21 protein-coding genes and 1 other RNA gene are annotated in these 21,494 nt (G+C 61.1%); 8 read left to right on the top strand and 14 right to left on the bottom strand.

The window, feature by feature from the left end; translation table 11 throughout:
• The first annotated feature begins 7 nt into the window (after positions 1-7).
• The 3 genes from ccoS (at position 8) to hemN (ending at position 2,382) form a co-directional block, all read left to right on the top strand.
• Positions 8-220 carry a cbb3-type cytochrome oxidase assembly protein CcoS gene (gene ccoS / locus U367_RS0114065; protein ID WP_028617473.1) on the top strand — a complete coding sequence of 71 codons (213 nt, stop codon included), beginning with the start codon at positions 8-10 and terminating at the stop codon, positions 218-220.
• Positions 213-896 carry a sulfite exporter TauE/SafE family protein gene (locus U367_RS0114070; RefSeq protein WP_028617474.1) on the top strand — a complete coding sequence of 228 codons (684 nt, stop codon included), beginning with the start codon at positions 213-215 and terminating at the stop codon, positions 894-896. Before ccoS ends, U367_RS0114070 begins: the two co-directional genes overlap by 8 nt.
• 103 nt (positions 897-999) lie before the next feature.
• Positions 1,000-2,382, top strand: coding sequence for an oxygen-independent coproporphyrinogen III oxidase (gene hemN, locus U367_RS0114075; RefSeq protein ID WP_028617475.1), 1,383 nt, complete (start codon positions 1,000-1,002; stop codon positions 2,380-2,382).
• Here hemN and U367_RS0114080 read toward each other — a convergent pair whose 3' ends face one another.
• Positions 2,383-2,850 carry a hypothetical protein gene (locus U367_RS0114080; RefSeq protein ID WP_084651060.1) on the bottom strand — a complete coding sequence of 156 codons (468 nt, stop codon included), beginning with the start codon at positions 2,848-2,850 and terminating at the stop codon, positions 2,383-2,385.
• A gap of 153 nt (positions 2,851-3,003) precedes the next feature.
• Between U367_RS0114080 and fnr the strand changes: the two genes are divergently transcribed.
• Entirely contained in the window at positions 3,004-3,738 is a 735-nt protein-coding gene (fnr, locus tag U367_RS0114085) for a fumarate/nitrate reduction transcriptional regulator Fnr (RefSeq protein WP_016979302.1), read from the top strand.
• Between the two features lie 80 nt (positions 3,739-3,818).
• Entirely contained in the window at positions 3,819-4,367 is a 549-nt protein-coding gene (locus U367_RS0114090) for an adenine phosphoribosyltransferase (RefSeq protein ID WP_028617477.1), read from the top strand.
• Here U367_RS0114090 and U367_RS0114095 read toward each other — a convergent pair whose 3' ends face one another.
• From U367_RS0114095 to dnaX, 5 genes are all read right to left on the bottom strand, one after another.
• Complete coding sequence (locus U367_RS0114095; RefSeq protein ID WP_028617478.1) at positions 4,368-5,516, bottom strand: acyl-CoA dehydrogenase family protein; 1,149 nt, start codon at positions 5,514-5,516, stop codon at positions 4,368-4,370.
• 108 nt (positions 5,517-5,624) lie between these two features.
• Positions 5,625-6,227, bottom strand: a complete 603-nt coding sequence (gene recR, locus U367_RS0114100; RefSeq protein WP_028617479.1) for a recombination mediator RecR — start codon at positions 6,225-6,227, stop codon at positions 5,625-5,627.
• 58 nt (positions 6,228-6,285) lie between these two features.
• Positions 6,286-7,311: an NADP-dependent oxidoreductase gene (locus U367_RS0114105; protein WP_028617480.1), complete on the bottom strand. Its 1,026-nt coding sequence runs from the start codon at positions 7,309-7,311 to the stop codon at positions 6,286-6,288.
• A gap of 134 nt (positions 7,312-7,445) precedes the next feature.
• A complete protein-coding gene (locus U367_RS0114110) occupies positions 7,446-7,784 on the bottom strand; it encodes a YbaB/EbfC family nucleoid-associated protein (protein WP_003175481.1) in 339 nt (112 codons plus the stop codon).
• A 43-nt stretch (positions 7,785-7,827) separates the two neighbouring features.
• Positions 7,828-9,888 carry a DNA polymerase III subunit gamma/tau gene (gene dnaX, locus U367_RS0114115; protein ID WP_028617481.1) on the bottom strand — a complete coding sequence of 687 codons (2,061 nt, stop codon included), beginning with the start codon at positions 9,886-9,888 and terminating at the stop codon, positions 7,828-7,830.
• Between the two features lie 133 nt (positions 9,889-10,021).
• On the opposite strand from dnaX, the gene U367_RS0114120 reads away from it, so the two are divergent.
• Positions 10,022-10,771 (top strand): substrate-binding periplasmic protein, encoded by a 750-nt coding sequence (locus U367_RS0114120; protein ID WP_028617482.1) that lies wholly within the window; start codon positions 10,022-10,024, stop codon positions 10,769-10,771.
• Positions 10,772-10,826: 55 nt separating this feature from the next.
• The gene (locus tag U367_RS0114125) at positions 10,827-11,198 is read left to right on the top strand and encodes a VOC family protein (RefSeq protein WP_028617483.1); all 372 of its coding nucleotides are present in this window, start codon (positions 10,827-10,829) and stop codon (positions 11,196-11,198) included.
• On the opposite strand, the gene U367_RS0114130 is transcribed toward U367_RS0114125, so the two are convergent.
• Complete coding sequence (locus U367_RS0114130) at positions 11,124-12,071, bottom strand: DMT family transporter (RefSeq protein ID WP_028617484.1); 948 nt, start codon at positions 12,069-12,071, stop codon at positions 11,124-11,126. The genes U367_RS0114125 and U367_RS0114130 overlap by 75 nt on opposite strands.
• Before the next feature lie 102 nt (positions 12,072-12,173).
• Here U367_RS0114130 and U367_RS0114135 point away from each other — a divergent pair, with 102 nt between their 5' ends.
• Entirely contained in the window at positions 12,174-13,037 is an 864-nt protein-coding gene (locus tag U367_RS0114135) for a LysR family transcriptional regulator (protein ID WP_028617485.1), read from the top strand.
• Between the two features lie 127 nt (positions 13,038-13,164).
• On the opposite strand, the gene U367_RS0114140 is transcribed toward U367_RS0114135, so the two are convergent.
• From U367_RS0114140 to ligA, 7 genes are all read right to left on the bottom strand, one after another.
• Positions 13,165-13,755, bottom strand: a complete 591-nt coding sequence (locus tag U367_RS0114140; protein WP_028617486.1) for a hypothetical protein — start codon at positions 13,753-13,755, stop codon at positions 13,165-13,167.
• Position 13,756: 1 nt separating this feature from the next.
• On the bottom strand, positions 13,757-14,803 hold the full coding sequence (locus U367_RS0114145; RefSeq protein WP_028617487.1) for an N-acetylmuramidase family protein: 1,047 nt from the start codon (positions 14,801-14,803) through the stop codon (positions 13,757-13,759).
• A gap of 157 nt (positions 14,804-14,960) precedes the next feature.
• Positions 14,961-16,922, bottom strand: a complete 1,962-nt coding sequence (locus U367_RS0114150; protein ID WP_028617488.1) for an AAA family ATPase — start codon at positions 16,920-16,922, stop codon at positions 14,961-14,963.
• Positions 16,923-16,942: 20 nt separating this feature from the next.
• Positions 16,943-17,356 (bottom strand): hypothetical protein, encoded by a 414-nt coding sequence (locus U367_RS0114155; RefSeq protein ID WP_028617489.1) that lies wholly within the window; start codon positions 17,354-17,356, stop codon positions 16,943-16,945.
• Between the two features lie 127 nt (positions 17,357-17,483).
• Positions 17,484-17,580: signal recognition particle sRNA small type (gene ffs / locus U367_RS1000000130935), an RNA gene on the bottom strand.
• Between the two features lie 149 nt (positions 17,581-17,729).
• On the bottom strand, positions 17,730-18,893 hold the full coding sequence (locus tag U367_RS0114160) for a zinc-binding metallopeptidase family protein (RefSeq protein ID WP_028617490.1): 1,164 nt from the start codon (positions 18,891-18,893) through the stop codon (positions 17,730-17,732).
• A gap of 240 nt (positions 18,894-19,133) precedes the next feature.
• Positions 19,134-21,491: an NAD-dependent DNA ligase LigA gene (gene ligA / locus U367_RS0114165; RefSeq protein WP_028617491.1), complete on the bottom strand. Its 2,358-nt coding sequence runs from the start codon at positions 21,489-21,491 to the stop codon at positions 19,134-19,136.
• Positions 21,492-21,494 lie beyond the last annotated feature (3 nt).

A 21,494-nucleotide genomic window follows, 5' to 3' on the forward strand; every position in this document is an offset into this window, starting at 1 on the left:
AGTGCAGATGCCAGCTTTATACGTGATGATTCCGGCGGCGCTGCTGTTAGTGGGCGTGGCCATCTACATCTTTTTCTGGGCGGTGGACAGCGGTCAGTACGACGACCTCGACGGCCCGGCCCATAGCGTGCTGTTCGACGACCAGGACCCGAACCACCTGGCCGGCATCGAAGAGGCCAACCACTCCGAACAACCGCCGAAAGACCCGCCCCATGCTTGAACTGGCGCCACTGCTGGTCTCCGCGCTGATCCTCGGCCTGCTCGGCGGCGGCCATTGCCTGGGCATGTGCGGTGGCCTGATGGGCGCGCTGACCCTGGCCATCCCCAGGGAGCAGCGTGGTCGCCGGTTTAAACTGCTGCTGGCCTACAACCTGGGGCGCATCTTCAGCTATACCGCTGCCGGGGTGTTGATCGGCCTGGCCGGTTGGGCAGTGGCGAACAGCCCGGCGGCGATGTTCATGCGCGTACTGGCCGGGTTGTTGTTGATCAGCATGGGCCTGTACCTGGCCGGCTGGTGGAGCGGCCTCACCCGTATCGAAAGCCTCGGACGCGGCCTGTGGCGCTACATCCAGCCAGTCGCCAACCGTTTGCTGCCGGTGTCCAGCGTACCGCGCGCCTTGCTACTGGGCGCGCTGTGGGGCTGGTTGCCGTGCGGATTGGTCTACAGCACGCTGCTATGGGCAGCGAGCCAGGGCAATGCACTGGACAGCGGGTTGCTGATGCTGGCGTTCGGGCTGGGGACCTGGCCGGTGCTGTTGGCTACCGGCCTAGCCGCCGAACGGGTCACTGCATTATTGCGCAAACGCAGCGTGCGGATGACCGGTGGCGTGCTGGTCATACTCTTCGGTATCTGGACGTTGCCCGGCCCGCACCAGCACTGGTTGATGGGCCATTAAAGCGCCATGTGGCATAGCGCCGCTCCCCGTTGATGCAAATCAAGATGCCATCCCCGCCACGCCCCTAGACTCGGCCCACTAGCCTATCCGGGGGAACGCCCGCATGCTCGACGCCATTCGTTGGGACACCAATCTGATTCACCGCTACGACCTGGCGGGACCGCGTTACACGTCCTACCCCACCGCCGTACAATTCGACAGCCAGGTCGGCACTTTCGACCTGCTCCACGCCCTGCGCGACAGCCGCAAAGCCGTGCGACCGTTGTCGCTGTATGTGCATGTGCCGTTCTGCGCGAACATCTGCTACTACTGCGCTTGCAACAAGGTCATCACCAAGGACCGTGGCCGCGCCCAGGCCTACCTGCAACGCCTGGAGCAAGAGATCCAACTGGTGGCCTGCCACCTCGATCCGAAACAGCGGGTTGAGCAACTGCACTTCGGCGGCGGCACCCCGACCTTTCTTAGCCACGATGAACTGCGCCAGGTCATGGGCTGCCTGCGCCAGCACTTCAATTTGCTGGATGACGATTCCGGCGACTACGGCATCGAGATCGACCCCCGTGAAGCGGACTGGGCGACCATGGGCCTGCTGCGTGAACTTGGCTTCAACCGCGTGAGCATCGGCCTGCAAGACCTTGACCCCGAGGTACAACGGGCAGTGAATCGCCTGCAGAGCCTGGAGGAAACCCGTGCGGTCATCGATGCGGCGCGCACCCTGCAATTTCGCTCGATCAATATCGACCTGATCTACGGCTTGCCCAAGCAAACACCGATCAATTTTGCGCGCACCGTGGAAGAAGTCATCAGGCTGCAACCCGACCGTCTGTCGGTGTTCAATTACGCGCATCTGCCGGAGCGTTTCATGCCCCAGCGGCGTATCAGCACCGACGAACTGCCCTCCCCTGCGTCAAAGCTCTTGATGCTGCAAACCACCATCGAGCAACTGACCCAGGCCGGCTACCGCTACATCGGCATGGACCATTTCGCCCTGCCCGACGACGAGTTGGCCATTGCCCAGGAAGAAGGCACCCTGCAACGCAACTTCCAGGGCTACACCACCCACGGCCACTGCGACTTGATCGGGCTCGGGGTGTCGGCGATCAGCCAGATCGGTGACCTGTACTGCCAGAACAGCAGCGACCTCAACGGCTATCAGAACACCCTGGCCGGCGCGCAACTGGCTACCAGTCGCGGCCTGGTCTGCACCACGGACGATCGGTTGCGGCGGGAAGTAATCCAGCAGTTGATCTGCAATTTCAGCCTGGCATTCGAGACGATCGAGCAGGCCTTCAACATCGACTTTCGCGGGTATTTCGACGACATCTGGCCGCAACTGACGGCGATGGCCGAGGATGGCCTGATCGAACTCGACGCCCAAGGCATTCGCGTGTTGCCAGCCGGGCGACTGCTGGTGCGTTCGGTGTGCATGGTGTTCGATGCCTATCTGGAGCACCAGAACAGGCAGCGATTTTCCCGGGTGATTTGATTACATCGACAGCGAGGCAGTCTTCATCGAATCCTCGGCACTCATCCCTTTCATCGACTTAGCGAGTGAAGTCTGGGCCGACATCAGGCCCGCCTGCAGAGAACTGATCTCGCTCTGCAAAGCGCTGGCCTTTGCGCGGGCCTCTTCAGGGGAAAGATTAGTGGCCGCTGCAACAGCCGCCAGCTCGGCCTGTTTTTCGGCGATCTGTTGTTTCAACTGACGGATCATTTTCAGCACTTGTTTGACGTTGTCGTCCAGGCCACTTTCATCGATATCCGCATTGGAGCTCTTGGCTGCACCGGCGGCCTTGAATGCATCGGCGGAAATAGTCACCGTCACACCTTCCACCACTTTGGGTGCAGTGGTCGTTTCAACTTCAGGTGCTTTTTCCTGGGCCTCAGCCGCTGGCTTTGCATCCGGCACCGTCGGAATGCGGATGGCAGGGTTGTAGGCAGCTATAACAGACATGATCCAAGCTCCGACTCAATAGGTATGCCGGCTGTATCGGCCCCGATACAAAAACCTTTATACCGCTGCCGGTTTTTTGTACAGGCTGGCCTCACCGCCCCCCAGTGCGTTACCCTTACGTCTTATGTGTGTTTTCCCACAAGGATTTAAGAAATGTCCGAGCCAGTTAAACTGCGCGCTCACAGCCAGGCTCATTGCAAGGATTGCAGCCTGGCGCCCCTCTGCTTGCCACTTTCGTTGAATTTGGAAGACATGGATGCGCTGGACGACATCGTTAAACGTGGCCGCCCGCTGAAAAAAGGCGAGTTCCTGTTTCGCCAGGGCGACAAGTTCGATTCCGTTTATGCAGTACGTTCGGGTGCGTTGAAGACGTTCAGCCTGAGCGACAGTGGCGAAGAGCAGATCACCGGTTTCCACCTGCCCAGCGAACTGGTGGGCTTGTCGGGCATGGACACCGAGATTCATCCAGTGTCGGCCCAGGCGCTGGAGACTACATCCGTTTGCGAAATCCCCTTCGAACGCCTGGACGAACTGGCCCTGCAGTTGCCACAACTGCGCCGTCAGTTGATGCGTGTGATGAGCCGCGAGATCCGTGACGACCAGCAAATGATGCTGCTGCTGTCGAAGAAAACCGCCGACGAGCGCATCGCGACCTTCCTGGTCAACCTGTCGGCGCGGTTCCGTGCCCGTGGTTTCTCGGCCAACCAGTTCCGCCTGAGCATGTCGCGCAATGAAATCGGCAACTACCTGGGCCTCGCGGTGGAAACCGTGTCCCGTGTGTTTACCCGCTTCCAGCAAAACGAACTGATCGCCGCCGAAGGTAAAGAAGTGCATATCCTCGACCCGATCCAGTTGTGTGCGCTGGCCGGTGGCTCGCTAGAAGGTTGATGCAGACACTTGCGGCCGCGCCATCCGGCAAGGCCGCAGGTATACTTCGAGTCCGTTTCCAGCCCCAGGACTCTTCGACGATGACCTTCGATTCGTTCGACATCAAATCCCTGATCCGCCCCGTCATCGACTTCCCCAAGCCTGGGGTGATCTTCCGTGACATCACGCCATTGTTCCAATCGCCCCGCGCCCTGCGCCTGGTGGCGGACAGCTTTGCCCATCGGTATGTCGAGGCCGAGTTCACGCATATCGGCGCGATGGATGCGCGGGGTTTCCTGATCGGTTCGATCATCGCCTACCAACTGAACAAGCCGCTGATCCTGTTCCGCAAGCAAGGCAAGCTGCCGGCTGACGTGCTGGCCGAGGGTTACCAGACCGAGTACGGCGAAGCGTTCCTCGAAGTGCATGCCGACAGCCTGTGCGAGGGCGATTCGGTATTGATGTTCGATGACCTGATAGCCACTGGCGGCACCCTGATCGCGGCGGCGAACCTGGTGCGGCGCATGGGCGCGAAGATCTTTGAAGCGGCGGCGATTATTGATCTGCCGGAACTGGGTGGGTCGCAGCGTCTGGAAGACATGGGGATTCCGACGTTTTGTTTGACGCAATTTGCGCTGACCGAACAGTGATCAAAGCCCCATCTGCTTGCTGATGATTTCATTCATCACTTCGCGGGTACCGCCACCGATGGACAGGATGCGGTTGTCGCGGTATAGCCGCTCCACCAGGCTACCGCGCATGTAACCCTGGCCCCCGAGGATCTGTACCGCGTCGTAGGTGACGCGGTCGGCGGTGTCGGTGGCAAGGTTCTTGGCCATGGAAATTTCCTTGATCACGCTGATACCGGCGGCCATCTTTGCCGCCTGCCGGTAGGTGAATTCGCGGGAGACTTCCACGGCGGTGGCCATTTCCGCCAGGCGATGCTTGATCACCTGGAATTTGCCAATGGGTTTGCCGAAGGCTTCGCGCTCGGCGGCCCATTTGAGGCTTTCCTCTAGGGCCAACTGCGCGGTCATGTTGGCCATGAGCGCCAGGGCCAGGCGCTCGCTCTGGAAGTTGCCCATGATGCAGGCAAAGCCCATGTTTTCAGCGCCGATCAGGTTGCCGACGGGCACGCGGCAATCGTCGAAGAACAATTCAGCGGTGTCCGACGCCCACCAGCCCATTTTCTTCAGAGGCTGGCCAACGGTAAAACCGGGGGTGTCTTTTTCGATCAGCAGCAGGCTGATGCCGGCAAATCCCGGTCCACCCGTGCGCACGGCCACGGTGTAGAAGTCGGCGCGGCTGCCGCTGGTGATGAAGGTCTTGCTGCCGCTGACGCGGTAATGGTCGCCCTCGCGAACGGCACGGGTTTGCAGGCTGGCCACATCCGAACCGCCGCCCGGCTCGGTGACCGCCAGGGCGATGATCTTTTCACCGGACAGGACCTGCGGCACCACGCGCTCGCGCACCTCGGGCCGGGCCCATTTGACGATAGGCGGCAAGCCAATATCCAATGAACCCAACCCTGCGACGACGCCGCCAGAGCCGCAACGCATCAATTCTTCGCTGGCAGCCACCTTGGCGAACAGATCACCTTCATGACTGCCACCGAGAGCTTCGGGGTAGCCGATGCCAAGAATCCCCGCCGCGCCGGCCTTGAGGTACAGCTCGCGGGGAAAGCTTTCCGCCTCCTCCCACTGTTCGATGCCCGGCAACATCTCGCGCTCGACGAAACGGCGCACGCTGTCGCGGACCAATTGGTGGCTGGGGTCGAAGTAGTCCTGATAGGCAGACATCGGCAAGCTCCACGGTGAGGTGGAGCGAACTTACCAAGCGCTTGCTTGGTTATCAAGACATGTACAACTTTTACCAACAACTCAATGCCAATGTGGGAGCGGTGAACCTTAGAGGGCGATGGGTTTGCGGCCGGCGAAGGAATGCGCCAACGTTCCACCGTCCACCAACTCCAGCTCGCCACCCAACGGTACGCCATGGGCAATACGCGAGGTGATCAAGCCTTTGTTGGTCAGCAATTGCGCAATGTAGTGCGCGGTCGCCTCACCTTCCACCGTCGGGTTGGTGGCGAGGATCACTTCAGTGAAAGTGCCCTGTTCTTCAATGCGCGCCACCAGTTGCGGAATGCCGATGGCTTCCGGGCCCAGACCGTCCAGCGGCGACAGGTGGCCCTTGAGTACGAAGTAACGGCCGCGATAGCCGGTCTGCTCCACCGCGTACACATCCATCGGCCCTTCTACCACGCACAGCAGCGTGTCGTCGCGGCGTGGGTCGGCGCATTGCGGGCAGAGTTCTTCTTCAGTGAGGGTGCGACACTGGCGACAGTGACCGACACCGGTCATGGCCTGGCTCAAGGCCTGGGCCAACCGGGCGCCGCCGCTGCGATCACGCTCCAGCAGTTGCAGCGCCATACGCTGGGCGGTTTTCTGGCCGACACCCGGCAAAATGCGCAGGGCGTCGATCAGTTGGCGAATCAGGGGGCTGAAGCTCATGGGCGAAGGGTCCGACAAAACAACGAGACGCGGTTTATACCCGCGCCCCGGATAAGCGTCAAATGCGCACGACCAACTTGCCGAAGTTGCGCCCTTCCAACAGACCGATAAAGGCCTCGGGCGCCCGCTCCAGGCCCTCGACCACATCCTCGCGGAACTTGATCTTGCCGTCGCGCACCCACGGCGCCATGGCGCTTTGGAATTCGGGCTGGCGATCACCGTAGTCATCGAACACGATAAAGCCCTGGATCTGCACGCGCTTGGTCAGCAGCGTGCGCTGCAGCGCCGGCAACCGGTCGGGGCCGCTGGGTGCTTCATGGGCGTTGTAGCCGGCGATCAACCCGCACAGCGGAATCCGGGCCTTGGGATTAAGCAAGGGCACCACGGCGTCGAATACCTTGCCGCCGACGTTCTCGAAATAGATGTCGACGCCCTTGAAGCAGGCGTGGGCCAATTCGTCGGCGAAGTGTGCACTTTTGTGGTCGACGCAGGCATCGAAGCCCAACTCCTCCACCACGTAGCGGCACTTGTCCGCGCCCCCTGCGATCCCGACCACGCGCAAGCCCTTGAGCTTGGCCACCTGCCCCACCACCGAGCCCACTGCGCCGGACGCTGCGGCGACGACCAGGGTTTCCCCGGTTTTGGGCTGGCCAATATCCATCAGGCCCATGTAGGCGGTCATGCCCGGCATGCCCAGCACACCCAGGGCCATGGACGGGCTGGCCAGGCCCTTGGGCACCGGCATCAGGTTCCGGCCATCGGAGATGCTATGGCTCTGCCAGCCGGTGGAACCGACTACCAGGTCACCCACTTCGAATTTCGGATTGCGCGATTGCTCGATACGGCTGACAGCGCCACCGGTCATCACTTCATCGATTTCCACCGGAGCGGCGTAGGACGGTGCGTCGCTCATACGTCCACGCATGTAAGGGTCCAAAGACAGGTACAACGTCTTCAGCAGGACTTGGCCGTCTGCCAACTCCGGTAGATTCACGCGCTCCAGGCGGAAATTTTCCGGGGTCGGTGCGCCTTGGGGGCGTGAGACCAGGACAATGCGCTGGTTCAGGGTTGGTTCTTGAGGCATGAAAGGGCTCCTTTATCGAATCCATCGGTATAGGGTGCAGACCATGCGTGCCGTGCCAGGGTTCGATCAGATTCGGCACAAACAAAAATGCCAGGCACAAGGCCTGGCATTGGAGTCTAGCTAAAGCTACCGGATCAGAACGGCAGCTTCATGCCCGGTGGCAATTGCATGCCAGCGGTCACACCGCCCATTTTTTCCTGGCTGTTGGCTTCGATCTTGCGCACGGCGTCGTTGACGGCGGCAGCGAACAAGGCTTCGAGCATTTCCAAGTCATCTTCACCGACGCCTGGCAATACGCTTGGGTCGATGCTCACGCGCTTGATGTCGTGACGACCGGTCATCACCACGCTGACCATATCGCCACCGGCTTTACCGGTGACTTCGGCGTTGGCCAGTTCTTCCTGCATCTTGGCCATTTTTTCCTGCATCTGCTGCGCCTGCTTCATCAGGCCGGCCATGCCACCTTTCATCATGGGAATCACCTCAAAGTACGTGGATCAAGTTAGTAGCCCGGTGTCAGGACGCCTGGGGCACCGGGGCTTCGACAGGTTCAATAGTATCGTGACGGACGACCGCACCGAACTGTTGCATCATTTGCTGGATGAGCGGATCACCGTGGATCGAGTCCTCGGCCTCACGCTGACGGTTGATACGCCGGCGGGTCGCGGCCTGGGCCGGGGTTTCCTGCTCCGGCTTGATCAGCTCGATGGTAATGGTCAGCGTGCGCTCATGGTACTGGTTCAGTGCGTCATTCAGGCGGCGTTGCTGGGTCGCGTTGAACAGGGCGCTGTGGGCCGGGTCCAGGTGCAGCAGCCAGTGATCGCCATCGATGGAAATCAGCGTGCAGTTCGCGGCGATGCTACCGGTCATGCCGGAAATCGGCAGCTTCGGAAACAATTCCAGCCATTGCAGGGCCAGGCCGGTGGCCGGCGCGGCAGCGGGTTCCGCCTCAGGCTCGGGGGCCGGCTCGGCGGTGTGTTCGCTGGCCAGATCGTCCAAGTAGCTGTAGGCCGAATCCATGTCCGGCTCGATGTAGTCTTCGTCCAGCGGCGGTTCGTCGTCGAGGTCGATGCCCGGCGTGGCGGCTTCCACTTGGGCCACGGTCGGCTCGGGAACCGGCGCCGACACCCATTCGGGCGCGTCCGGCACCACACTGTCCGGGGTCGGCGTGGGCATCGGGGTCAGCTCGGGCTGCTCGCCGATGGTTTCCAGCACGGGCTCCACGGCGGGCGCTTGCTCGGCTTCGACTTCAGCGTCTACCGGGTCATTCCAAGGCAGGTCTACAACCGGTTCAGGTTCGACGACGGATTCGGGCTCGATCACCGGCGCAGCGACCACAGGCTCAGGCTCGGGCGCCGCAGCAACCGGCGCAGGCGCAGGCGCAGCAACCACTGGCGCAACCACCGCCGCGCCAGCCACTGGTTTGGCGGAATCAACTGTGGCCTGGCTGATCCCCACTGGCTTTAGCGGCTGTCTCGGCGCATCGGCCGAATCGGCGGGCCGGAACGCCAGCATCCGCAGCAGCACCATTTCAAAGCCACCACGCGGGTCAGGCGCCAGCGGCAGGTCGCGGCGGCCAATCAGGCCCATCTGGTAGTAGAACTGTACATCTTCGGCCGGCAACGCCTGGGCCAGGGCCAACACACGGTCGCGGTCGCCATGGCCGTTGTCGACACCCTCAGGCAGCGCCTGGGCGATAGCAACGCGGTGCAGCACATTGAGGATTTCCGAGAGCACGCCGTTCCAGTCCGGGCCTTGCTCCGACAGGTGACGCACAGCTTCGAGCAACGCCTTGGCGTCGCCTTCGATCAGCGCATGCAGCACGTCGAATACCTGGCCGTGGTCGAGGGTGCCAAGCATGGCGCGCACATCAGCGGCCATGACCTTGCCTTCACCAAAGGCGATGGCCTGGTCGGTGAGGCTCATGGCATCACGCATCGAGCCATCGGCAGCGCGGCCGAGCAGCCACAGCGCGTCGTCTTCGAACGGTACGTTCTCGACGCCCAGCACGTGGGTCAAATGCTCGACCACCCGCTCGGGGGTCATGTTTTTCAGCGAGAACTGCAAGCACCGCGACAGAATCGTTGCAGGAAGTTTCTGCGGGTCGGTGGTGGCCAGGATGAATTTGACGTAGGGCGGCGGCTCTTCCAGGGTTTTCAACAAGGCGTTGAAGGAATGGCTGGAGAGCATGTGCACTTCGTCGATCAGGTAGACCTTGAAGCGGCCACGGCTCGGCGCGTACTGCACGTTGTCGAGCAGCTCGCGGGTGTCTTCGACCTTGGTGCGGCTCGCGGCGTCGATCTCGATCAGGTCGACGAAACGCCCTTCGTCGATTTCCTTGCACACCGAACAGGTGCCGCACGGCGTCGAAGTAATACCGGTTTCACAGTTCAGGCATTTGGCGATGATGCGCGCAATGGTGGTTTTGCCCACCCCCCGCGTACCAGTGAACAGGTAGGCGTGGTGCAGCCGCTGGCTGTCCAAGGCATTGATCAGAGCCTTGAGCACATGGGTCTGGCCGACCATTTCGCGGAACGAGCGCGGACGCCATTTACGTGCAAGAACCTGATAACTCATCGAAAACCGTCGCAACTGGGAAACAGAAGCCGGTAATGCTAGCGGAGCAAGGGGGAAATTGCATCCGGCACGCTTGCCTAATCTGACTAAGCTCATGTGACTGGCCCCGAAAAGGCCTGAACCCGGAGAGCTTATGCGCGCAGTCCTGGGCGTTTTATGGATGATTGCCACGGCCAGCCTTGCAGCGCCCGCACCGCTGCGCTTCTCGGTTTCCGACAGTTGGGCGATGCCCATGGTGCAACTGGAAGATGGCCGGCCTACCCAGGGCATTTGGTATGACGTGATGTTAAGCCTGGCCACCCAGGTCGGCCGCCCTGCGCAATTCCATGTACTGGCACGGGCGCGCATCTCCAGCGCCATGGAACACGGTGATATCGATGTGCGCTGTTATGTCACCCAGGCCTGGGTCGACGACCAGTCCGGCGACTACACCTGGAGCATTCCGCTGATGGTGCAGCGCAACCTGTTGGTCAGCACCCACATTCCCCCGCACCCCATACACATCGACCAGCTCGCGCCGCAAGCCATCGGCACCGTGCTCAATTACCGCTACGTCACCCTCGACCCGCTGTTTGCCGGCGGCCAACTCAGCCGCGACGATGCGCGCAGCGAAGAGCAGGTGCTGCACAAACTGGTGGCCGGGCGTTTCAAGTTCGCAGTGGTCAATGAATGGATACTCGACCGCTTCAACCAGCGGATGCCGGTGGGCAAACGCCTGCACAAGGTGGCGGTGATCGATGAACAGAACCTGGGCTGCACCGTACGCAATGACCCGAACGTGCCGGTGCAGTTGATCCTGCGTACCTTGTTGCGGATGAAGATGTCGGGCGAGATCGACCAGATCATCCAGCTGTACACCGGAGAGACTCCTGACAGGAACTGACAGCACTGCCTTATAGACTCGGCTCCCTCACCACACGCGCTGCCAAGGAGCCCGCATGCACACCGTCGCCCATTACTTTTTGCTCTACGTCGACAGCCCGGCCACCAGCGCCAACTTCTATAGCCGCCTGCTGGACAAGCCGCCGGTGGAACTCAACCCGAAGTTCGCCTTGTTCATTCTCGACAATGGCGTGAAGCTGGGACTGTGGTCACGCCATACCGTGCAACCGGCAGCGCAGTTCACGGGCGGTGGCGGCGAAGTGGGGTTGTCCCTGGCCGACAAGGCCGCCGTGGATGCCCTGCACAACCTGTGGGTAGAGCGCGGCGCAACGATTATCCAGTCACCGACCCCCCTAGATTTCGGCTACACCTTCGTCGCCGAGGACCTCGACGGCCACCGCCTGCGCGCGTTTTGCCTGAGCGAGTGACCGCCAGCGCCCTTCCAGGCTGATGGCGGCCACGCTGGCCAACACGATCAAACCGCCCAGCACCACTTGCAGGGCGATGTGCTCGCCCAGCAGCGTCGCCGCCATCGTCATGGCCACGGGCGGGATCAGGTACATCGCCACCGAGGCACGGCTGACCTCGACATGTTTCAACACATAACCCCAGGCCAGGTACGCCAGGGCACTGGGGAAGATCCCCAGCACCAGCACCGCGAGGTTTTCCGGCAATGGCGCCTGCATCATGGCAGCGGGCAGGCCCGGTAGATTCACGCAGAGCATCAAGGTGCCCGCCCACACCATGTAACACGCCATGGTCAACGGGCTATAGCGATGGGCATAGTGTTTCTGGATGGCGAAGTACAGGCTCCACGACACCGCCGCCAACAGGATCAACAAACCGCGCGGATCGATATCGCCCAGGCCGTGATCGCCCCAGATCACCACCAGCACACCCAGCAGGCCGAGCAACACACAGCTCCAACGCCAGACGCTGATCCGCTCCTTCAAGCAGAAGAACGCGATTAACACACTGAACAGTGGCGCCGATTGCGCCAGCACGCTGGACGCCGCTGCCGTCACGAATTGCTGTCCGTAATTGAGGCTGGTGTGATGCAGGAACACCCCGAAAAAACTCAACACCAGCAGCCACGGCAGATCCCGCAGGCGCGGCCTGCCAATGCCCATCACCAGTGCCACACACGCCATGAACATCGAGGCAATCAAGAACCGCAGCAACGCCAACTGGCCAGGGCTGTAGCTGTGCAGCCCCATGTGCACGCCAATCGGCGAATAGGCCCAACAGAGGATGACGCTGGCGATGACTAGCGTAAGCTTCAGGGGTGACGGGGTGTTCATCGACGGCATCCGAAAACAAAGAAGGAATACCGTCAGTCTTGGCCCGCACAAGACGCAGGACAATTAACCGTTTCTGACTTCTGAAATCACTGGAACTGAGCAATGGAACTGGCCCAACTGAAAATGGTGCGAGCCGTGGCGCAAACCGGCAGCGTGGCCCAGGCCGCCGTGCACTTGCATTGCGTGCCGTCCAACATCACTACGCGGATAAAGCAACTGGAAAGCGAGTTGGGCACGCCGCTGTTCATTCGAGCCGGGCGTGGGCTGGCAATCAGTGCGGCGGGGGAGATTTTCCTCGAATACTGCGAACGCATCCTGGCCTTGGTGGACGAATCCAAACGCGCCGTGGACGCCAACGCCATACCCCGTGGCACCCTGCGCATCGGCGCAGTGGAGTCCAGCGCCAGTGGCCGTCTGCCGCCGCTGCTGGCGGAATACCACCGACGCTACCCGGATGTCAGCCTGGAACTGGTGACCGGCGCCTGGGGCGAGCTGCTCGATGACCTGCAACACCATCGCCTGGATGTGGCGCTGGTGGCCGCTGGCAACAAACGCGCAAAGCTCGAACACAGCGTGGTCTACAGCGAGCGCCTAGTGCTGATCGCCAGCGCCTCCAGCGAACCGATCCGCAGCGCCGAAGACCTGGCCGGCCGCACCTTGCTGGTATGGCCACCGGGTTGCCCCTATCGGGCAGCGCTGGAGAACTGGGTCAAGCCCCATGCGTTCAAGCCGACCATTGCCAGCTATGCCAGTTGGGGCACGATCATTGGTTGCGTGAGTGCCGGGATTGGCGTGGCGCTGGCGCCGGAAGGCATCCTGGCCCGCTATGAGCAGGCCAATCAGCTGGCATCGTACCGGTTCGATGAACTGCAGGCGGTGGACAACCTGCTGTTCTGGCACAAGGACACCCAGCGGCATCTGGCACGGGATGCGTTTGCCGGGTTACTCCGCGAAATATTCGGTTGATGAAGATCCAAAATGTGGGAGCGGGCTTGCTCGCGAAAGCGGTGGCTCAGTCACTGCATCCAGCGACTGACACTCCGTATTCGCGAGCAAGCCCGCTCCCACATCTAGATTTTTGCCGTTTTCGAGATCAGCTTTTGGGGGCCGCCAACCGCGCGTATTGATCCTGGCTGATCCACCCCGTAAACGAGCGACCCTCTGCGTTGATGAACTCGACCTGGGCCCAGCCATCCTTGAATGCCAGCACACCGACCACGTCGTTCTTGACGATGTAGGGACGTTTAGCCGCCTTGGCACTTGGATTTTTCAGCAGGTAAGCCTTGTCGGCTGAGACCTTGACCAGGCCGATCCATTTTTTGCTGGCGGTCTGGGTCAGGTCCAGGCCGGTGGCAATTTCCGGCATCAGCACATTGAGGCAACCCGGATGCTGACGGCCTTCTGCCACGGTGAGGGTCACGCCGTCCGAAGAAGGCGCCACGCTGCCGGGATAGGCAGTGTCGTTCCAGGTGGTCAGCGCTGAGGGCTTGCCTTGCAGGTAGAACGTGCAGCTGCGAGTAACGCCCTCGCCCATCTCTTCCGCGTAATAGCCTTCCACCTGATGCTCAGGCGTCACCGCCAGCATCAGCCCTTCGTATTTTCCGGAATGCAATGCAGGCGAACCGGCAAATACGGGGACAACGGCGCACAACGACAACACACCCACTGCTAGAAAACGGATCATCTTATTTTTTTCCTTCAAGTTTCTCGTAGGCTTCTTTCATCAGGACGTCATAGTTGCCGTAGTCCTTGCCGTTATAGTTACGGGCCATCGAAGTGAAATCCTTGGCTTTCATGGCCGTCATCAACGCCGGGCTGTTAGCGCAAAACGCGAGGAACGCCTTCAGTTGGTTACCGACATTCACTTTTAATGCCGCGGCAAACTCAAACACCGTTTTGTAACCGCATGAGGCGTAGTTGAACCCCATGGTCTGAAACATGCCCCACGACGCCGACATCAACGCCGCTTCCTGGTCCAGGGCGAATGCAGTGGCCATGGTTTCCCAGGCCTTGACCTGATCCTTGTTATTGACCTGCCACTGCGGCCCGGCCTTTCTCACATAGATGTACGAAAGCAGCGGATGCGCCTGGTCGTAGATATGCTTGGTGTACTTGCGAAATTGGTGCCCTTCAAACGCAATGATCGGTAACTTGGCCGGCCCGAATCCCGAGCGACCACCGGACTCCACCGTGGCGAAGGCCCTGATGACATTCACCGAAATGCCGTTGCCTAACTGCTTGGCGGCATTCTGAAAATCGGTATCGGTGAGCGTCATGCCGCCATCGCACGTGGCCTGGAGCATCAATTGGCGATTGCGCCGCTCAGCCTCGATCATTGCCCGCATACGGTCCAGGTACACGTTGACGGTGGCTTGCACCGCGTCACCCTGGTTGTTACCGAATGCATTCAGAAAGCTTGGAATGCGCATGCTCGGAAAGGCCTTCACCGGTACCTTCACCGCCTCTTCGATCAGGCTGTTGAAGGTTTTACCGGTCGGGTCGATCACACCATCGGGGTGCGCGTATTTGAGATGACGGAACTGATACTGGCTGATGCACTGCACCAACTGACCGTCGCACTTGCCGTTTTCGGCCAGTGGGAAGCCCAGTTTGGGAATGATCAGATTGAATAAATATTGGATGCACTGCACATCGGAAGGCAAGTTGCGGGCTTTACCGGGCGCGCCTACTGAAGCACTGATAAGACGGGGCAACCCTTGCAGGCTTTTCATCACAGACATCCTTGTTAGTTAAAGAAGTGATGGCACTTCAATATCAACCGCACACCCTTGTCATACTCTGAAACAAGTGGCTGGCGGAAACTAACAAGGTGGTTTTAGGTTGTCCAGAGCGACCGCTGAAAGTTGTGAAACAGCCGAATTAAATAAATCAGTAACCGTGAAATTCACGGGTTTTCTGGTAGGTGTGGAAATCAATCCACTCGACCACGTCGTAAGGCAGGTAAAGCTGCATCCGCGCTCGGGAAATGGCGATGTACACCGCGCACAGCCGCTGGTCGAACGCGTAGGCGTCCTTGAACTTCACGTTGGTCAGCAGTTCGGGCGTCAGCAGCACTCGGTCGAACTCCATGCCGCCCGCCTCCTCCGCCAGCATCAGCAGGCAGCGCTTGCCGGGGACGCCGCTCAGGCGGTTCAAGCGCGTGATATCGGCAACGTTGAAGCCTTTTTCCAGCTCGCTCTCGACCCACAGGAACGACTCGTCGTACTGGCTGGCATCGCGCACCTGTTGCCAGTCGTCCATGTCGCTGAAGTAAGCATGGGGGCCGTTGTCGTTGTGCTCGTTGCTGTAGAACTCTGGCTTGAACAGCGCGATGACGCTGATCATGAAGCGCTGCAAATCCTGTTGCGCACCACTGTCGAGGAAGCCAAACGGGCAGTTAGCCTGCTGCAACTGAATGGCCCATTTCATGGTGTCCCAAAGGGACGCAGTCAACACCACGCAGCCTTCGGGTGGCACGAAACCCTGAGGGTAATGCTCAATGCCAACGTCGGCATCCCGCGCGCCTTCGAAGGGCGTCTTGCCCTTCTGCGAGTGCACGCTGATCAGCGGGTTGACCAGGCGCTCGACGTTGCGGCCCGAGCGCACCGAGTAATTGATATCGGTGTGCCGGACTTCACGCTTGCGCCTGACCATTACACCGCTGGCCAATTGGTACTCATCGCCAAGGGTGATCAGCACCTGGCGGCCACGTTCGATAATCTGCAACAACGAGGGTGGAATGTCCTGGCTTTCATCGATCAGCACATGGGTGTACCGCGGCGGCACCACGCATCCATCGAGGCTCGCGCGCTTGATCAGCAACAAGGCTGCGAAGGCCGTCTGACCGGCCCACTGCTGGTTGGCGTCCAGATACGTCCACAACCGGCTGGAATACTCCAGCAACGCCTGGGCGTCCACGCTGGACAAGGCTTGCTTGAAATGCGGCAAATGCCTGGCCGACAGGCTGTGATGGTTGGAGTGGCAGTAGCTGTCGAGCACCTTCAGGCAGATATCAAGCGTTGCCACGCCATCGTGACCACGCCAGCCGTGGATATTCAGGGTCTGCGACACTTCGTGTTTGCTGGGCAACCGAGTTGGCGTGGCCTGCGCGGCGGGTCGTTGCCCCTGCAACAGCGCCTTGGCGAAGGCAGCAAAGGTCGAACCGGTCTTGCTGTCCTTGGCCAGTCCCATGCGTTCACGCAGGGTCGCGAGTTTTGCCCCGGTGCGCGCCAGTATCAGGGTTTGGGCCGGCCGCAGGCACTCCATCAAGGCGCCAAGGAGGTGGCTCTTGCCAATGCCGGCGTAGCCTTGGACATGCAGGTCTTCGTTCAGGTTGGCACGGAAAGTCCGCACCAGCTTGTCCTGCGCCGGGCTGAGCCAGCGCTCACGGTGCCGGGGCGTGACCATCTGCTGGCTGAACGGATCATTGCTACGTAGATGGCGGACCTTGTAGCCGATATCCCATTTGCCAGTAGGCAACAGGTAATTCCGCGCTGCGACTTCTTCAACCGACAACAGGCGCAGATTGACCGTTTTAAGGGCGTTGAAGCCGAAGTACAACTTGCGTGGATCGAACAGCCGCTGGGCTTCTGACAACAACGTGGCGGCGCCCGCTCCGCGGGTATCGACCGCCCAGTCGAGCAACTTGGCCAAGATGCGCTCGGCGCCCGCGCAGGTCAGGTCCTTTTCGGCCGCTTGGGCCAGGTTCTGGATAACCAGCACGGCGGCCAGCTCTGGGTCTGTCAGACCGACCAGGGCCTTGGCGCCGTCCGCGCCGAGCAGGGCCGTGCAGGTTTCCTCCGTGACAGGCAGGAAGACAGGGCTGGATAAGTCAAAGTGTTCCGGTTGCATAGTGCCTCGCCGCCAGGGAATCAGGCATTGCCATGACCGCCCAGTTCAAACCGATACTCCCCCAGGGAGCCCGACATATTGCCGCGATGGGGACCCGCGTCAGCCGTGGCAGTCATCGCATTGACCTGCTGCTGGAGTTCGAACACCGCCATATCCAGCAGCCGGCGCAGGTCCTCGGCACTCTGTGCGGCTACATTCAACTGCAGCGTGTAGGCGCCAGTGAGTGGCGGCGGCATGGGCTCATTGGCCACGTCCGCAGACCGGATCATTTCCGCCTGGCTGAGGATTTCCGCGTGCTCGTCGTCCATAAGGTCCAGCACCCGCGACAATTCCAGGGTCTGTTCAGGATGGGATTGGATGCGGTCCTTGATCTCCAGGCGCCGCATCTGCCACTCCCGCAGTTTTTCGCGCGTGAGGTCGTCGACTTTTTCCACGTGTGTTGTCTCCGGATGCCAGGCACTGGAGTATGCCGCCATGGACTGCACGATGGCAGATGGCTTGAAAGCATTTTTTTGAATTGAATTTGAGGAGGTGTTGCAAGGAAGAGCGTTATGGAGGCAACCCCACCAGCCACACCCCGGCACACAATGTTCCCGCTGTGGCTGCTGCCTTCCGGCTCTGACCAGGTTCACGGGTAATCGTTGCGGGGGGACCGATGGGGTCACCATAACGACGCCTGCCTCTCGGCAAGCGGGGCCATTGTACCGATCTCATCGGAAGTTACAACCGTTGGGGCTGGATTAAAAATATCCGATGGTTCAAGCACTTGTGTCTATCGCGGCGCGGGCATCGCCGGCAAGCCGGCTCCTACAGGGTGACGGCTTCGTCTGCTCGGCCACCTTCCTCCTGGATCACCAGGTGGATGAAGTGCAGCTTGGCAATCACCGCCGGTGGCAGCACGAAGGGATAGAAATCCGGCTGGCCCATGCTGCGCGACAGTTCGTTGAGCATGCCGGCCAGCTCGATCCAGGCGTTGACGAACGACAGGAACGCCGCGCCGCCGGGGTGTTCGGGGTCGTAGAGGGTGGTGAGCGGGAATGGCTGGTAATCCAGGTCCATCTCGCGGGCGCTCATGCCAAAGCCGAGGGCGGTGTCGACGGCGTCCATCATGTGCAGGTAGTGCGCCCAGGTTTCGGCCCAGTCTTCCCAGGGGTGCATGGTGGCGTAGGCACTGACGCAGGTTTGCTGCCAGTCCGGTCGTGGGCCGTTCTGGTAGTGCTGGTCGAGAGCATCGGCATAACTGGCGCGTTCGTCGCCGAACAGGGCGCGAAACGGTTCGAGCCAGTGGGTATTCGCGATCAGGCGATCCCAGTAATAGTGGCCAACCTCATGGCGAAAGTGACCGAGCAGCGTGCGGTAGGGTTCGCGCATTTGTACGCGTACCTTTTCACGGTGGGCATCGTCGGCTTCCTTGATGTCGAGGGTGATCAAGCCGTTCGCGTGGCCCGTCATCGGCGCGTTGCCCTCCAGGTCGATACCGACGAAGTCGAAGGCCAGACCGTTGTCTTCGTCGACACTCTTGGGCACCACTTGCAGGCCAAGGCTGATCAATTGCGCGACCAAGCGGCGCTTGGCGGTTTCGACTTTGCGCCAGCGCTCATGGTTTTCTGCGATCGACAGGTCAGGGATGGTGCGATTGAGGCTGCAGGCCACGCACAGCGGCGCGGTGCTGTGGGCCGGGATCAGCCAATTGCAGGCGGCCGGCGTGTCGAGGTTGGCGCAGCGACGGAAAGCGCCGGCGTCGAGGTTGCCATCTTGCAGCCAGGTGCCTTCCACCGGGCCGGGCCGCAGGGAGTCCAACCGGGCTTGTTGGGGTTGGTAGCCCAGCAGCGCCTGGCAGGCCAGGCACTGGCTGTTGCGAAAGAACAGGGATTGGCCGCAACGGCACTGCCAGACCTTGCTGTCACGAGACGAGCCGGCCACGAACGGTGCGGCAATGCGCGAACTGAGTTGCTCGAAGTAGCGAAACATGGCGATCTCTCCCTGGGTGACTGAGACTAGATCACTTTCGCTTCAGAATCGTTCCACATTGTTGTAGTGAGCGGGCTTGCCCCGCGCTGGGCTGCGTAGCGGCCCCAAACCCGGCACTTCGGTCTATCCGAAACACTTCGGCGTCCTTGTTGGGGCGGCTTCGCCACCCAGCGCGGGGCAAGCCCGCTCACCACAGCAAGCCCGCTCACCACAACACGCTTGTTTACCCCACAGTCCACATCAGACAGTGATGTTGTGCTTGGCCAAGAAGGCGACGAAAGCCTCTTCGTCCAATACCTTCAGGCCCAACTCGCTGGCCTTGGCCAGTTTGGATCCGGCCCCCGGCCCCGCCACCACGCAATGAGTCTTCGCCGACACGGAACCCGCCACCTTGGCGCCGAGGCTTTCGAGTTTTTCCTTGGCCACGTCGCGACTCATCAGTTCCAGGGAGCCAGTGAGAACCCAGGTGTGCCCAGCCTCAGGCAAGCCTTCGACGACCTTCTTCTCGCTGTTCCAATGCATGCCGAAGTCTTTGAGCTGCTGCTCGATGGCCAGGGCGCGGCTCGCGTTATCGGCGTTATCGAAGAACTCGCGCACGGCCTTGGCTTGTTTCTCGGGCAGGGCCTGGCGCATGTCCAGCCAGTCGGCCTTGATCACGCCTTCAAGGGTGACGAATTTGTCCGCCAGCTTCTGCGCCGCGCCGGGGCCGACGCTCGGTACGTGCAACTTGTCGAGCAACCCGCCCAAGGTGGCGCTGGCGGCGAATTCGGCACTCAGGTCGCCCTGATCCTGCAGTTGCAGGCCGCATTCCTGCGGCGACAGCAGCGCGCCGATCACGTCCTGGTTATGGCTGTCTTCAAAGAAACTATGAATCTCATGCGCCACTTCCAGGCCCACGTCCGGCAAGTACGTCAGCACTTCCGGCAAGGCCTTCTGCACGCGCTCCAGGGAGGCCAGGGAGCGCGCCAGCACCTTGGCGGTCTCCTCGCCGACGTCGGGAATGCCCAGGGCGTAGATAAAGCGCGCCAGGGTCGGGGATTTGCTGTTTTCGATGGCGGTGATCAGCTTCTTGCTGGAAATGTCGGCAAAGCCTTCCAGGTCGATGATCTGTTCGTACTTGAGCTTGTAGAGGTCGGCCGGCGAACCAATCAGCTTTTCATCCACCAGTTGCTCGATGGTCTTGTCGCCCAGGCCATCAATGTCCATGGCGCGGCGCGAGACGAAATGGATGATCGCCTGTTTGAGTTGCGCGCCACAGGCCAGCCGCCCGACGCAACGGTACACCGCGCCTTCGCTGACGGTTTCCTTGCCCTTGCTGCGCTTGACCAGTTGCGTGCGCTCCACGTGGGAACCGCAGACGGGGCAGCTCTCGGGGATCGGCACCGCACGGGCGTTTTCCGGACGGCGCTCAAGCACCACCGAGACCACCTGCGGGATAACATCCCCGGCGCGGCGAATGATCACGGTATCGCCGATCATCACGCCCAGGCGCGCCACTTCATCCATGTTGTGCAAGGTGGCATTGGACACGGTGACACCCGCGACCTTGACCGGCTTCAACCGCGCCACCGGCGTGACGGCGCCGGTACGGCCGACCTGGAATTCCACGTCGAGCAATTCGGTCAGTTCTTCCAGGGCCGGGAATTTATGCGCGATGGCCCAGCGCGGTTCGCGGGCACGGAAGCCCAGCTCACGTTGGGAAGCGATGCTGTTGACCTTGAACACCACGCCGTCGATCTCATACGGCAGGCTGTTGCGCCGCTCGCCGATATCGCGGTAGTAGTCCAGGCAATCCTGAATGCCTTTGGCCAGCTTCAGTTCGTGACTGATGGGCATGCCCCATTTCTGCAACTGTTGCAGGTTGCCGATGTGGGTGTCGCTGATGTCGGTGGTTACACCGTAGCAGCAGAACTCCAAGGGTCGGCTGGCGGTGATCTTCGAATCCAACTGACGCAGGCTGCCGGCAGCGGCGTTGCGCGGGTTGGCGAACGTCTTGCCGCCGACTTCCAGTTGCGAGGCGTTGAGCCGCTCGAAACCGGCCTTGGACATGAACACTTCGCCACGCACTTCCAGGGTCGCCGGCCAGCCGCTGCCGTGCAGTTTCAACGGAATATTGCGCACGGTGCGCACGTTGATGCTGATGTCCTCGCCGGTCGTGCCGTCGCCACGGGTGGCGCCGCGCACCAGTTCGCCGTCCTGATACAGCAGACTGACCGCCAGGCCATCCAGCTTAGGTTCGCAGCTGTACTCCACCACCGCGCCACCGCCAAATAGATCGCCGGCCGGCAGGTCGAGTCCTTCGGTGACCCGGCGATCGAATTCCAGCATGGTGGTTTCGTCAAAGGCGTTGCCGAGGCTGAGCATGGGGGTCTCATGCTTGACCTGGGTGAACGCCGACAACGCCGCACTGCCGACCCGCTGCGTCGGAGAATCGCGCGTGACCAGCTCTGGGTGCTCGGCTTCGAGGGCCTTGAGTTCATGGAACAGCCGGTCGTACTCGGCGTCGGGAATGCTCGGTTCGTCGAGGACGTGGTAACGGTAGTTGTGCTGATCCAGTTCAGCGCGCAGTTCGAGGATGCGGGTGTGGGCGGCGGTCATGGG

The sequence above is a fragment of the Pseudomonas canadensis genome, from assembly GCF_000503215.1.
Lineage (GTDB): Bacteria > Pseudomonadota > Gammaproteobacteria > Pseudomonadales > Pseudomonadaceae > Aquipseudomonas > Aquipseudomonas canadensis.

What these genes read in the sequence shown, in the direction of transcription:
- hemN (WP_028617475.1), top strand. Translation starts at nt 1,000, where the DNA reads ATGCTCGACGCCATTCGTTGGGACACCAATCTGATTCACCGCTACGAC.
- U367_RS0114135 (WP_028617485.1), top strand. Translation starts at nt 12,174, where the DNA reads ATGGAACTGGCCCAACTGAAAATGGTGCGAGCCGTGGCGCAAACCGGC.
- U367_RS0114105 (WP_028617480.1), bottom strand. Translation starts at nt 7,311, where the DNA reads ATGCCTCAAGAACCAACCCTGAACCAGCGCATTGTCCTGGTCTCACGC.
- fnr (WP_016979302.1), top strand. Translation starts at nt 3,004, where the DNA reads ATGTCCGAGCCAGTTAAACTGCGCGCTCACAGCCAGGCTCATTGCAAG.
- U367_RS0114095 (WP_028617478.1), bottom strand. Translation starts at nt 5,516, where the DNA reads ATGTCTGCCTATCAGGACTACTTCGACCCCAGCCACCAATTGGTCCGC.
- dnaX (WP_028617481.1), bottom strand. Translation starts at nt 9,888, where the DNA reads ATGAGTTATCAGGTTCTTGCACGTAAATGGCGTCCGCGCTCGTTCCGC.
- ligA (WP_028617491.1), bottom strand. Translation starts at nt 21,491, where the DNA reads ATGACCGCCGCCCACACCCGCATCCTCGAACTGCGCGCTGAACTGGAT.
- U367_RS0114125 (WP_028617483.1), top strand. Translation starts at nt 10,827, where the DNA reads ATGCACACCGTCGCCCATTACTTTTTGCTCTACGTCGACAGCCCGGCC.
- U367_RS0114140 (WP_028617486.1), bottom strand. Translation starts at nt 13,755, where the DNA reads ATGATCCGTTTTCTAGCAGTGGGTGTGTTGTCGTTGTGCGCCGTTGTC.
- U367_RS0114110 (WP_003175481.1), bottom strand. Translation starts at nt 7,784, where the DNA reads ATGATGAAAGGTGGCATGGCCGGCCTGATGAAGCAGGCGCAGCAGATG.
- recR (WP_028617479.1), bottom strand. Translation starts at nt 6,227, where the DNA reads ATGAGCTTCAGCCCCCTGATTCGCCAACTGATCGACGCCCTGCGCATT.
- U367_RS0114070 (WP_028617474.1), top strand. Translation starts at nt 213, where the DNA reads ATGCTTGAACTGGCGCCACTGCTGGTCTCCGCGCTGATCCTCGGCCTG.
- U367_RS0114130 (WP_028617484.1), bottom strand. Translation starts at nt 12,071, where the DNA reads ATGAACACCCCGTCACCCCTGAAGCTTACGCTAGTCATCGCCAGCGTC.
- U367_RS0114120 (WP_028617482.1), top strand. Translation starts at nt 10,022, where the DNA reads ATGCGCGCAGTCCTGGGCGTTTTATGGATGATTGCCACGGCCAGCCTT.
- U367_RS0114090 (WP_028617477.1), top strand. Translation starts at nt 3,819, where the DNA reads ATGACCTTCGATTCGTTCGACATCAAATCCCTGATCCGCCCCGTCATC.
- ccoS (WP_028617473.1), top strand. Translation starts at nt 8, where the DNA reads ATGCCAGCTTTATACGTGATGATTCCGGCGGCGCTGCTGTTAGTGGGC.
- U367_RS0114150 (WP_028617488.1), bottom strand. Translation starts at nt 16,922, where the DNA reads ATGCAACCGGAACACTTTGACTTATCCAGCCCTGTCTTCCTGCCTGTC.
- U367_RS0114145 (WP_028617487.1), bottom strand. Translation starts at nt 14,803, where the DNA reads ATGAAAAGCCTGCAAGGGTTGCCCCGTCTTATCAGTGCTTCAGTAGGC.
- U367_RS0114080 (WP_084651060.1), bottom strand. Translation starts at nt 2,850, where the DNA reads ATGTCTGTTATAGCTGCCTACAACCCTGCCATCCGCATTCCGACGGTG.
- U367_RS0114160 (WP_028617490.1), bottom strand. Translation starts at nt 18,893, where the DNA reads ATGTTTCGCTACTTCGAGCAACTCAGTTCGCGCATTGCCGCACCGTTC.